We start from the raw sequence: 11,632 nt of genomic DNA, 5'->3' as shown, positions 1-11,632 counted from the left end.
GCCGTGGCCGGTCTCCGCCGGGGCAGATCGCGGGCCGCGCTCGTCACCGGCGTTGCCGCCGTTGCCGTTGCCGTTGCCGTTGCCGTTGCCGGGGCCGCCGCCACCGTCACTGTCCCGGGCCACGGCGCCCACCCGCCCGTACGGTCGCGGGCCTGGTGGCCGCTGAAGCTGTCACTGCCGGCCGGTTCGCCGGTTCCGCTGTCCTGAGGTGCCTGGCCATCCGCCGATCCTCCGGCGGGATGCGGCACGGACACGGTGTACGCGGTCGACCCGGGGCCGTACATCAGCCGCTCGGCGCAGCGCAGGCCCGGGGCGATCAGGACAGAAGGCCCGAGACGAGAGGACCTGAGGGGGCCTGGGCCGGGGGACCTGAGGCCGGAGGAGCTGACGCGGGAGAAGAGGAGGCGCGGCCGGTCAGGGCCACACCAGGCAGTACGCCTGATGCCCCGCGTCGTGCAGCCGGTGGGAGAAGTCCTGCCACTCGTGCAGCAGTTGATAGGCGTTGTACGCGTCCCGGGGGCCGCCGCGGTCCGGGACCGTCGACCAGATGAAGGCGGCGGCGCCGACCGACTCCTCGCCGACTCCGCGCAGCGGGTCGATGACTGTCATGGGGAGCTTCACCACCGCGTAGTCGGGGTGCAGCACGACCAGTTCCAGCGGGGGCACCTTGCCCAGAGGTATGCCCTGGATGCCGGTGAGGACCATGGCGGCCATCGTCTCCGGCTTTATCTTCGTGAACATGCCGCCCATGCCGAGCTCATCGCCGCCCAGCTCCTCCGGGCGCATGGTCACCGGCACCCGGGCCGCCGTCGCCCCGTCGGGCGCGCCGAAGTACTTGTAGGTCACGCCCACAAGCCCACCGCTCCTGCTTCCCGTACTCCGTGCCTTTGCCCGTGCCTCTGCCTCTCGTCGGTGCTTTCCCCTCCGGGCAGGCTCGGGACCCAGGTCATCGGTCCCCTCGCCCAGTCCGCCACCGCGATGCATATCTCCACCCGACCACTCGCGGCCGCCGCCGCGCAACCCGATCATCGTGTCAGAGACCTCCCCCACGGATGTGCGGTGAAACACCTCTCCGCAATACCGTCTGCGCCTCTGACACCATGGCTTGTGTGAGCTATCCGTACGAATACGATGCCCCAGTTTCGCAGACGCTCTTCGACCGTGCGTCCCTTGTGACACCCGGCGGGGTGAACTCTCCGGTTCGCGCCTTCCGTGCCGTGGGCGGTTCGCCCCGGTTCATGGTGTCCGGTACCGGTCCCTATCTGACCGACGCCGACGGACGTGAGTACGTCGACCTTGTGTGCTCGTGGGGTCCGATGATCCTCGGGCACTCGCACCCCGAGGTCGTCGCCGCCGTGCAGGCCGCCGTCGCGCGCGGCACCTCCTTCGGTACGCCGGGGGAGGGCGAGGTCGCACTCGCCGAGGAGATCGTCGCCCGGGTCGGGCCCGTCGAGCAGGTGCGCCTGGTGTCATCGGGCACCGAGGCGACCATGTCGGCCATCAGGCTCGCCCGCGGTTTCACCGGCCGCGCCAAGGTGGTGAAGTTCGCCGGCTGCTACCACGGACATGTGGACGCGTTGCTGGCCGCCGCCGGGTCGGGGGTCGCCACCCTCGGCCTCCCCGACACCCCGGGGGTGACCGGCGCGCAGACCGGCGACACCATCGTCCTGCCGTACAACGACCTCGAAGCCGTACGCCGGGCCTTCGCCGCGCACCCCGGTGAGATCGCCTGCGTCATCACCGAGGCTTCCGCCGGGAACATGGGCGTGGTGCCGCCCGTCGACGGGTTCAACGCCGGGCTCAAGGAGCTCTGCGCCGCCGACGGCGCGCTGTACATCTCGGACGAGGTGATGACCGGCTTCCGTACCTCGAAGGCCGGCTGGTACGGCGTCGACGGCGTCCGCCCCGACCTGATGACCTTCGGCAAGGTCATGGGCGGGGGCTTCCCGGCCGCCGCGTTCGGCGGGCGTGCGGACGTCATGGCGTATCTGGCGCCGGTGGGCCCCGTCTACCAGGCGGGCACGCTGTCCGGGAACCCGGTCGCCACCGCCGCCGGGCTCGCCCAGCTGCGGCTGCTCGACGACGCGGCGTACGAGAAGGTCGACGCGGTCTCCCTGGAGATCCAGGGCCTGGTCGCCGCGGCGCTCAGCAAGGAGGGTGTCGCGCACACCATCCAGGCGGCGAGCAACATGTTCTCCGTCTTCTTCAGCGACAGCCCGGTCCGTGACTACGAGGACGCCAAGGCGCAGGAAGCTTTCCGCTTCACTCCCTTCTTCCACTCGATGCTGGCGCAGGGTGTCTATCTCCCGCCGTCGGCCTTCGAGTCCTGGTTCGTTTCGACCACGCACGACGAGCGGGCGGTCGAGCGCATCGCGGCCGCGCTGCCCGCCGCCGCCCGAGCCGCCGCCGAGGTGTCCGCATGAGCGACAGCAGCGACAGAAGCAACGAGATCACCGTCGTGCACCTGATGCGCCACGGTGAGGTGCACAACCCGGACGGCGTGCTGTACGGGCGCCGGCCCGGCTACCACCTCTCCGGGCTCGGCCGTGAGATGGCCGACCGGGTCGCCGAGCACCTCGCGGGCCGGGACATTACCCATGTCGTGGCGTCCCCGCTGGAGCGTGCGCAGGAGACCGCGACCCCGGTCGCCGCCTCGCACGGCCTCGACCTGGCCACCGACGGGCGGCTCATCGAGGCCGAGAACATCTTCGAGGGCAAGACGTTCGGCGTCGGTGACGGCGCCCTGTCCAGGCCCGCGAACTGGAAGTACCTCACCAACCCGTTCCGCCCGTCCTGGGGCGAGCCGTACGTGGACCAGGTCGTCCGGATGATGGGCGCGCTGAACGCCGCACGGGACGCCGCGCGCGGGCACGAGGCGGTCTGTGTCAGCCACCAGCTGCCGATCTGGACCGTGCGGAGCTTCGTCGAGCGGCGGCGGCTGTGGCACGACCCGCGCAAGCGGCAGTGCACGCTCGCCTCGCTGACGACCTTCACGTACCAGGGGGACCGGATCGTCTCCGTCGGTTACACGGAACCGGCGAGGGATCTGGTGCCGTCCCATCTCCTGTCCGGTGCAAAGCCTGTCAAAGGAAAAGCAAAGGCGTTCGGCGCCTAGAGTGAAAAATCGTACCGGTTCGCCGGAACCGTCACGTTAATCCCATCATCTGACCGGTTGCCCGCTTGTATGGGCCGCCGGACGACGAACAGATGGGTGACGCGATGCGAAACATGAGCAGGAGGGGCCTGCTGGGACTGGGGGCCGGGGCTGCGGCCGCGGCCGGACTGGCGGGCTGCGGTGCCGGCGGACAGGCCACAGTGGGCAGCAAGGAAAAGGGCAGCCAGGGTTCAGGGGCCGCCGACGCGAAAAAGGGTCCTGTCCGGCTGATCGGGGACGGGTCGACCGCCGACACCGGTCCCCAGCCGAATCAGCCGGACAAGCCGGTCAGGATGGAGCCGGGAGAGACTCCGCCGCAGTTCGTGATTTTCTCCTGGGACGGCGCGGGCGAGGTCGGCAACGGCCTTTTCCCGCGATTCCTGAAACTCGCGCAGGAGCACGAGGCGAAGATGACGTTCTTCCTCTCCGGGCTCTATCTGCTGCCCGAGTCGAAGAAATCGCTCTACCGCCCGCCGAACAACCCGGTCGGTGCGTCCGCCATCGGTTATCTCAACGATGACCACATCAAGGCCACCATGAAGTACACCCGGCAGGCATGGCTCGACGGCCACGAGATCGGGACACACTTCAACGGGCATTTCTGCGGCACCACTTCGGGCTCGGTCGCGCACTGGACCCCCGAACAGTGGCAGAGCGAGATCGACCAGGCCGTCTCCTTCGTCACCGAATGGCGGACGAACACCGGCTGGACCGACGAGCCCCCGCTGCCTTTCGACTACCGCAAGGAACTCGTCGGCAGCCGCACCCCCTGCCTGCTCGGCCAGGACAATCTGCTGCCGACGGCGAAGAAGCTCGGCTGGCGCTACGACGCCAGTTCGCCCGGCGGCATGCAGACCTGGCCGGTCAAGCGCGGCGGACTCTGGGACCTCCCGCTCCAGCAGATCCCGTTCCCCGGGCACACCTTCGAGGTGCTCTCGATGGACTACAACATGCTCGCCAACCAGTCGAAGAATTCGACAAAGGGCATGACGTCGCAGTATCCGTACTGGCGCAAGCAGGCGGCGGCCTCGTATTTGGCCGGATTCAAGCGGACGTACGAATCGAACCGCGCGCCCATGTACATCGGCAACCACTTCGAGGAGTGGAACGGCGGCCTCTACATGGATGCCGTCGAGGAGGCAATGAAGAACATCGCGGGCCGTCCCGACGTACGGCTCGTCTCCTTCCGGCAGTTCTGCGACTGGCTCGATGTGCAGGACCCCGCGGTGCTCGACAAGCTGCGTACTCTCGAAGTCGGACAGCGGCCGACCGGGGGCTGGAACAGTTTCCTTAAGGCCGCTTGACATCGGGCTTTCCGGGCAGTGAGGGGGGTGCGCAAGATCCGGGAAACGGCCATGCGAAACTTTTCACATGGCTCTTACGCGCCCTCTCCGCCGCCGCACCGACGTCCGCCGCGCCGCCCAGCTGGGCGCAGTGGTCGCGGTCTCCGCGCTCGCTCTGTCGGCGTGCGGATCCGGTGCCAAGGTCAGCAGTTCGCAGGGCTCCCGCTATGTGACCAGCAGCAGCGGCATCGTCACCGCCGCGAAGAGCGGGCGCCAGACCGCGCCCGAACTGTCCGGCAAGACCATCGAGGGCAAGACGCTCGATGTGAACAGCGCCTACAAGGGCAAGATCGTGGTGCTGAACGTCTGGGGTTCCTGGTGTCCGCCGTGCCGCGCCGAGGCCGGGAACCTGGCGAAGGTCTCCAGAGACCTCAAGTCCAAGGGCGTGGAGTTCGTCGGGATCAACACCCGTGACACCTCCACCGGTCCGGCCAAGGCGTTCGAGAAGAGCTACGACGTCCCGTACCCGAGCCTCTACGACCCGACCGGCAAGCTGCTGCTCCGCTTCCCGTCGGGCAGCCTGAACCCGCAGGCCATCCCCTCCACGGTCGTCATCGACCGCGACGGGAAGATCGCGGCCCGCAAGGCGGGCGGGGTCGAAGAGGACACGCTGCGCAAGATGATCGACCCGCTGATCACGGAGAAGTGATCCGGTGAGCACGCTCGTCACCGCGGCCGCCGAATCCGGGATCGGCGGCACCGTTCAGAACGGTGCCCTGCTGGTCGCGCTGCCCATCGCCGTACTCGGCGGCCTGGTCTCCTTCTTCTCGCCGTGTGTCCTGCCGCTGGTCCCCGGCTACCTGAGTTACGTCACCGGGGTCAGCGGCTCGGACCTCGCACAGGCCAGACGCGGCCGGATGGCGGCGGGCGCCGCGCTGTTCGTCGTCGGCTTCACCGCCGTCTTCGTCTCGGGCGGCGCGCTCTTCGGCTATTTCGGGCACCGGCTCCAGGAGCACCAGAGCCTGATCAGCAGGATCCTCGGTGTGCTGATGATCCTGCTCGGGATCTTCTTCATGGGCATGATGCCCTGGCTCACCCAGCGCGAATTCCGCTTCCACAAGCGGCCGGTGACCGGCCTGGTCGGAGCCCCGCTCCTGGGGGCGTTCTTCGGCATCGGCTGGACACCGTGTCTGGGACCGACACTCGCGTCGGTGCAGGGCCTCGCCTTCGAGCAGGCGACCGCGGGACGCGGCGCCATACTGACCGTCGCGTACTGCCTCGGTCTCGGAGTGCCGTTCGTGCTCGCGGCCGTGGCCTTCCGCAAGGCGCTCGGCGCCTTCGGCTGGGTCAAGAAGCACTACGCCTGGGTGATGCGCATCGGCGGGATCATGATGATCGTGACCGGACTGCTGCTCGTGACCGGCGCCTGGGACCGCATCATCCAGGAGATGCAGGTCTGGTCATCCGGCTACACGGTGGGGATCTGAGTTCCACATGAGCAAGACGACTGACACGACGGACACCACGCGGCCGGGCCCGGCCGCCGATGGGGCCGCCAACGAGACCGACCTCGGCGCCGCCGGGGCACAGCTCTCCACGGCACCCAAGGAGGAGTCGGTCTCCACCCTCCCCGCCATGGGGGTCATCGGCTGGATCCGCTGGTTCTGGCGGCAGCTGACCTCGATGCGGGTCGCGCTGCTCCTGCTGCTCCTGCTGTCGCTGGGCGCCATCCCCGGCTCGCTGATCCCGCAGACGAGCATCGACGAGCTGAAGGTCACCGACTTCAAGGCCAAGCACGATGTGCTCGCGCCCGTCTACGACAAGCTGGGACTGTTCCACGTCTACAGCTCGGTCTGGTTCTCGGCGATCTACATCCTGCTGTTCATCTCGCTCATCGGCTGCATCGTGCCCCGCACCTGGCAGTTCGTCGGACAGCTGCGCAGCCGCCCGCCGGGCGCGCCCAAGCGGCTGACCCGGCTGCCCGCCTACACGACCTGGCGTACGGAGTCCGAGCCCGAGGCCGTCCGGGACGCCGCGCTCGCGATGCTGAAGAAGCGCCGCTTCCGCGCGCACTCCCCGCGCGACGGAGAGGTGGCCTCCGAGAAGGGCTTCCTGCGCGAGACCGGCAACCTGCTCTTCCACATCGCGCTGATCGTGCTGCTGGTCTCCTTCGCCAGCGGCCAGCTGTGGAAGTCCGAGGGCGGCAAGCTCGTCGTCGACGGCGACGGCTTCTCCAACACCCTCACCCAGTACGACGACTTCAAGGCCGGCACGCTCTTCGACGCCAACAAGCTGGCACCGTTCAGCTTCACCCTGGACAAGTTCGTCGGGACGTACGAGAAGAACGGGCCCAACCGCGGCACGCCCCGCAAGTACGAAGCGCATGTGACGTACTCCGAGGGCGCGAACGGCAAGGACAAGAAGGGCGTCATCAAGGTCAACACGCCCCTCGAGGTCGACGGCTCGAAGGTCTATCTGGTCTCGCACGGCTACGCCCCGGTCGTCTCGGTCAAGGACCCCAAGGGCAAGGAGATCTACCGCGACGCGGTGCCGCTGCTGCCGCTCGACTCCAACGCCACATCGACCGGCGCCATCAAGGTGATGGACGGCTACCGCGACGCCGCGGGCAAGAAGGAACAGCTCGGCTTCCAGACCATGTTCGTGCCCACCTACGCGGGCAAGGGCAAGGGCTCGATGTTCTCCACCTACCCGGGGCTCGACTTCCCGGTGATGGCGGTCTCCGGTTTCCACGGCGACCTCGGGGTGAACTCGGGGCTGCCGCAGAGCGTGTACCAGCTCGATTCCAAGCACATGACGCAGTACAAGGACAGCAAGGGCAACAAGCTCGCCAAGCTGCTGCTGCCCGGCGAGACCATGAAGCTGCCGCACGGCGAGGGCTCGATCCAGTTCGTCGGCATCAAGCAGTGGGCCAGCTTCAAGATCTCGCACCAGCCCGGCACCCCCTTCGCGCTGGCCGGAGCCCTGGCGGCCATCGCGGGCCTCGCCGGCTCGCTGTTCATCCAGCGCCGCCGCGTCTGGGTCCGTGCCGTACGGGGAGAGGACGGCGTGACCGTCGTGGAGATGGCCGGCCTCGGCCGGAGCGAATCCGCGAAGCTCCCCGAGGAGCTGGCCGACCTGGCCGCAACGCTCCATTCAGTGGCGCCGTCGGCGCCTGATTCCGCTGCATCCGCAGAGACTCCCGAAGGGGCCGAGAAGTGAATCTCGCCGCCGCAACCAATGAGAACCTGGCGCACATCAGCAATGTGCTCATCTATTCGTCGATGGCCGTGTACACCCTGGCCTTCTTCGCGCACATCGCGGAGTGGACGTTCGGCGCCCGCAGCAAGGTGGGCCGTACGGCCGCCGCACTGACCGAGACGGCCACGGCCGCCGCCCCCGCGGTGCAGGTCAAGAAGCAGGGCGGCGGCACCGCTGTACTGGACCGGCCGAAGATCGTCACCCGGTCCGCGGCCGGCTCCCGGGACGTCCCGGACGGCCCCGGCGCCGCCGGCGGCTCCGAGAAGGGCGACCTGTACGGGCGGATGGCGATCTCGCTGACCGTCCTCGGGTTCCTCGTGGAGGCGGGCGGTGTGGTGGCCCGCGCCATGTCGGTGCAGCGGGCGCCGTGGGGCAACATGTACGAGTTCTCGATCACCTTCTCCTCGGTGGCCGTCGCCGCGTACCTGATCCTGCTCATCGTCAAGAAGAACGTCCGCTGGCTGGGGCTCGCCCTGGTCACCACGGTCCTGCTCGACCTCGGTGTGGCCACCACGGTGCTCTACACCAAGAGCGACCAGCTCGTCCCTGCGCTGCACTCGTACTGGCTGTGGATCCACGTCTCGACCGCGATCATCTGCGGCGCGATGTTCTACATGGGCTTCGTCGGCACCGCGCTCTACCTCTTCCGGGACCGCTACGAGGCGAAGCTGGCCCGCGGCGAGCAGCCGGGCGCCTTCGCGGAGTCGGTGCTCTCACGGCTGCCTTCGGCCGCGTCGCTGGACAAGTTCGCGTACCGCATCAACGCCGCGGTCTTCCCGCTCTGGACGTTCACGATCATCGCGGGCGCCATCTGGGCCGGTGACGCCTGGGGCACCTACTGGGGCTGGGACCCCAAGGAGACCTGGTCGTTCATCACCTGGGTCGTCTACGCCTGCTATCTGCACGCCCGCGCCACCGCGGGGTGGAAGGGCCGCAAGGCCGCCTATCTGGCGCTCTTCGCCTTCGCGTGCTGGATCTGGAACTACTACGGCGTGAACATCTTCATCAACGGCATGCACTCCTACGCCGGAGTCTGAGCAGCCGGAGTCCGAGCAGCCGAAAACCACCAGGAAGGAGGGCCGGTTCCCGACACGCGTCGGTGAACCGGCCCTCTTCCGGTGTGGAACCCGCCTCCCGGGGCGAGGCTTGCACCATGACCGAGGCGATCGCACACGGCACCAGCAGCAGCCACGGGGACACCCACACCCTGCGGTTCGCCCTCTTCCTGCCGTACGCGGCGGCCAGGGTGTGGGGCGAGGTGGCCACCCCGGTGGGGATGGGACAGTGGCTCGCCACCGCCGACGTCTTCGAGTCACGGCTCGGCGGCCGGGTCACCCTGCGCGGCTCCGACGGGCCGGTGGCGGCCGACGGGACCGTCACCGCCTGGGACGGCGAGCGGGTCGCCGAGTACACCTTCGGCGGGCGCGGCCGCATCAGGTTCCATCTGGAGTCCGTCGGCGCCGAGGCGACCGTGGTGCGCTTCACCCATGAGTTCACCGGCCCCGCCGACCGGCGGCCGGCGGCGCTGGCCTGCTGGCACGCGCACTTCGAGCTGCTCCACGAAGTCCTCGAAGGCCGCCCCGGGCTCCGGCCGGGCGAACCGGCCGGGAGCCGCGAGCGGCGCCGGCAGCTGCGCTCCGCCTACTCGCCGCGCGGCGGCAGACACTCCTGAGCCGGCGGCTTCTTCGTCTTCGCCGGCCAGGCCAGCTTCACGAACTCCTGGGTGCCCGTCTGCGTCAACTGCACGATGGCCACGGCCTTGTCGTACGGGTTCCCGAAGTTGTCCAGGCAGATCCAGCCGCTCGCGCCGTTCACCCGCAGCGGTCCCTGCAGCTTCGACCAGACCGCCGCGACGTCCTCGATGTCCGGCAGGGCGCTGCTGCTCGCCCTGGCCCGGCGGATGCCGGTCACCGCGGTCGCCATCCCGTCGTACGCGATGATCGCCTGCCCGTCCGCGAGCGAGGCGGCGTCCATCGGCCCGATCGGCCCGACGCCCTTGCCGGAAGCCGTGGCCACCGCGTTCGTGAAGGTCGAGTAGGCGGCCGGGCTGCCGCCGGTCGACGGCATCTGCGGGTCGGTCGCCTTCGACCAGGAGCCGGGGTGCGCGAGCGCCGCGTACTGGACGACGACCGGCTCCGCGCCCTTCTTGGGCTTCAGCGCCTGCTTGTTCAGCTTGGTGTCGTAGCCGAGGTAGGAACCCTCGTCACCGGTGAGGATGGTGAACTTCGTGCGGACGCAGATCCGGTTTCCCAGCGCGTTCACGAACTGCCGCAGCTGGGTGTGGCGGCCGGCGAAGAGGATCGTGTTCACCTGGCGGGCCGAGCAGATCGCGTCGGTGATCTGCGCGAAGGTGTTGGCGGTCGAGCCGTCCTCGGACTGGTCGGGCGGCGAGGTGTACACCCGGTCCTCGTACGGTGCGCCCGCCAGCATTCCGTTGAAGGCGGACCGCAGTGTCTCCGTGTAGTGGTCGCCGGGGTGCGTGTCGCGCACCAGGAGCGTCTTCTTCGGGTCGATGTCGGCGAAGTTCTTCAGCGCGTCGGCCTCGTCCTTGTTCGTCGGCGAGACCCGGGCGAGCCCCGGGAAGGGGATGTCCTTGGGGCCGTTGGAGATGTCGTCGGCGGTGATGGTGGTGCCGATCACCGGGATATGGCTGCCGGTCAGCTCGGTCACCGCGTCGCGGGTGGCGTCGCTGCTGGTCGCCACGCCGGAGACGGCACGCAGATGGTCAGGGGCGCCGGTCATGGTCTTGAGCTTCTCGACCGTCCTCTCCCACTGGCCGCTGCCGGTACCGGTGTTGGCGAGGACCAGCCGGATCTTCGGCACCTGGTCGTTGTCGTCGTGGTTGGCGCGGTACTGCTCGACGAACGCGCCCTGCGCCTCGTGCAGCACCTTGTTCGCCATGTCGCTGTCCGTCGATGTCAGCGGCAGCAGCAGGGCCACCGTCGCGTACTGGCCCTTCGCGAGCGTCCTGTTCTCACGGGCGATGGCCTGCGCCACCTCGCGCAGCGCGGGGCGCCCGAAGTCGTAACCGTCGCCGTTGACCCCTATGCACTCCGCGCCCTTCTCGGGCCGGTCGACGCCCTTCGCGCAGTGCAGGTCCGGGGTGTAAATGGCGTACGCGGCGATGCCCGCACCGGCGAGCAGGACCAGGACCACCACCGAGGTGAGGATGCGCCGCAGACCCGTGTACCAGAAGAACTCGCGGAACCTGTTGCTCACGGCGTATTGCCCCCTGGGTCGCTAGCGGTAGGGCCCGGGCCGCGCCACTCGCGGACCGCCGAAGGCCAGGTCCTGGAGGCGTGCCAGAGCACTTCGTTGCCGGTCGGATGCAGCGCCGAGAGCTGGGCCAGCTCGTCGCCCATCTTCTCCGTGAGACCTTCGTCGGGCAGTGCCAGCAGATCGGTCAGCTGCCAGACGCAGAAGAGCAGCCGGCGCACCCGCAGATGGAACACCCGGTCGGTGCCGGCCGGCGGCTGCTGCTCGGCGTCGGTCCGCCCCAGGGCCACCGCCCGCCGTACGTCGTGCTCCGCGAAGTGCGGGGCCGACGCGATGAAGCGCAGCTCGTCGAGCCAGACGGCGGCGTCGGCCGTGCGGAAGGTGTCCCGCAGATGCGCGACGGCGTTCCCGGTGCTGCCCAGCGCCAGTTCGTGGTGGAGACGGCGCGGGGCCAGCTCCGCGCAGTGGTCGCGCATCGTCTCCTGGACCTGGCACCACAGCTCCGATGAGGACGAGGGCTCCCCGGTGGGGTGGCGCAGCCGGTGCAGCAGCAGAGTGCGCAGGAACGGGTCGCCGACGAAGTGGTCGGGCGCGGCCGGCCAGCACTCGTCGGCCAGCAGATCGCGCATCGGCAGCACGCCGGCCCGGCCGCCGTCGTGGTCGAGCCGGGCGGCGGCGAGCACTTCGGCGTCCGCCGTGCTGTGGGCCGCGGCCAGCACGG

10 protein-coding genes and 1 pseudogene are annotated in these 11,632 nt (G+C 69.2%); 8 read left to right on the top strand and 3 right to left on the bottom strand.

Translation table 11 applies throughout. The annotated features are described in order from the left end of the window. Positions 1-414: 414 nt before the first annotated feature. Positions 415-984 carry a hypothetical protein gene (locus G3I19_RS29275; RefSeq protein ID WP_203600540.1) on the bottom strand — a complete coding sequence of 190 codons (570 nt, stop codon included), beginning with the start codon at positions 982-984 and terminating at the stop codon, positions 415-417. A gap of 116 nt (positions 985-1,100) precedes the next feature. Between G3I19_RS29275 and hemL the strand changes: the two genes are divergently transcribed. The 8 genes from hemL to G3I19_RS29235 all read left to right on the top strand — a co-directional run bounded on the left by hemL (position 1,101) and on the right by G3I19_RS29235 (position 9,367). Continuing rightward, entirely contained in the window at positions 1,101-2,423 is a 1,323-nt protein-coding gene (gene hemL / locus G3I19_RS29270; RefSeq protein WP_164266737.1) for a glutamate-1-semialdehyde 2,1-aminomutase, read from the top strand. Continuing rightward, complete coding sequence (locus G3I19_RS29265; RefSeq protein ID WP_164266736.1) at positions 2,420-3,115, top strand: histidine phosphatase family protein; 696 nt, start codon at positions 2,420-2,422, stop codon at positions 3,113-3,115. The genes hemL and G3I19_RS29265 overlap by 4 nt, the downstream gene beginning before the upstream one ends. Before the next feature lie 104 nt (positions 3,116-3,219). Beyond that, positions 3,220-4,458, top strand: coding sequence for a hypothetical protein (locus G3I19_RS29260; protein ID WP_164266735.1), 1,239 nt, complete (start codon positions 3,220-3,222; stop codon positions 4,456-4,458). Positions 4,459-4,525: 67 nt separating this feature from the next. Further along, positions 4,526-5,146 carry a TlpA disulfide reductase family protein gene (locus G3I19_RS29255; protein WP_164266734.1) on the top strand — a complete coding sequence of 207 codons (621 nt, stop codon included), beginning with the start codon at positions 4,526-4,528 and terminating at the stop codon, positions 5,144-5,146. A 4-nt stretch (positions 5,147-5,150) separates the two neighbouring features. After that, positions 5,151-5,924 (top strand): cytochrome c biogenesis protein CcdA, encoded by a 774-nt coding sequence (locus G3I19_RS29250; protein ID WP_164266733.1) that lies wholly within the window; start codon positions 5,151-5,153, stop codon positions 5,922-5,924. Between the two features lie 7 nt (positions 5,925-5,931). Next, positions 5,932-7,656: a cytochrome c biogenesis protein ResB gene (locus G3I19_RS29245; protein WP_164266732.1), complete on the top strand. Its 1,725-nt coding sequence runs from the start codon at positions 5,932-5,934 to the stop codon at positions 7,654-7,656. After that, on the top strand, positions 7,653-8,732 hold the full coding sequence (ccsB, locus tag G3I19_RS29240) for a c-type cytochrome biogenesis protein CcsB (RefSeq protein ID WP_164266731.1): 1,080 nt from the start codon (positions 7,653-7,655) through the stop codon (positions 8,730-8,732). The genes G3I19_RS29245 and ccsB overlap by 4 nt, the downstream gene beginning before the upstream one ends. Positions 8,733-8,848: 116 nt before the next feature. Next, on the top strand, positions 8,849-9,367 hold the full coding sequence (locus G3I19_RS29235) for an SRPBCC domain-containing protein (RefSeq protein WP_164266730.1): 519 nt from the start codon (positions 8,849-8,851) through the stop codon (positions 9,365-9,367). Here G3I19_RS29235 and G3I19_RS29230 read toward each other — a convergent pair. Together G3I19_RS29230 and G3I19_RS29225 are read right to left on the bottom strand one after the other, a co-directional pair. After that, positions 9,337-10,914, bottom strand: a complete 1,578-nt coding sequence (locus G3I19_RS29230; RefSeq protein ID WP_164266729.1) for a hypothetical protein — start codon at positions 10,912-10,914, stop codon at positions 9,337-9,339. The genes G3I19_RS29235 and G3I19_RS29230 overlap by 31 nt on opposite strands. Further along, positions 10,911-11,632, bottom strand: a pseudogene (locus tag G3I19_RS29225) (hypothetical protein); the annotation flags it as partial. The pseudogene G3I19_RS29225 and the gene G3I19_RS29230, both read right to left, overlap by 4 nt.

Origin of the sequence: Streptomyces sp. SID10853 (assembly GCF_010548145.1) — a bacterium.
Taxonomy (GTDB): Bacteria; Actinomycetota; Actinomycetes; order Streptomycetales; family Streptomycetaceae; genus Streptomyces.
This window is presented reverse-complemented; position numbering and strand designations above follow the sequence as displayed.

Coding starts and splice junctions, on each gene's coding strand:
- G3I19_RS29275 (WP_203600540.1), bottom strand. CDS start 984: ATGCATCGCGGTGGCGGACTGGGCGAGGGGACCGATGACCTGGGTCCC.
- hemL (WP_164266737.1), top strand. CDS start 1,101: ATGGCTTGTGTGAGCTATCCGTACGAATACGATGCCCCAGTTTCGCAG.
- G3I19_RS29235 (WP_164266730.1), top strand. CDS start 8,849: ATGACCGAGGCGATCGCACACGGCACCAGCAGCAGCCACGGGGACACC.
- G3I19_RS29265 (WP_164266736.1), top strand. CDS start 2,420: ATGAGCGACAGCAGCGACAGAAGCAACGAGATCACCGTCGTGCACCTG.
- G3I19_RS29255 (WP_164266734.1), top strand. CDS start 4,526: ATGGCTCTTACGCGCCCTCTCCGCCGCCGCACCGACGTCCGCCGCGCC.
- G3I19_RS29245 (WP_164266732.1), top strand. CDS start 5,932: ATGAGCAAGACGACTGACACGACGGACACCACGCGGCCGGGCCCGGCC.
- G3I19_RS29260 (WP_164266735.1), top strand. CDS start 3,220: ATGCGAAACATGAGCAGGAGGGGCCTGCTGGGACTGGGGGCCGGGGCT.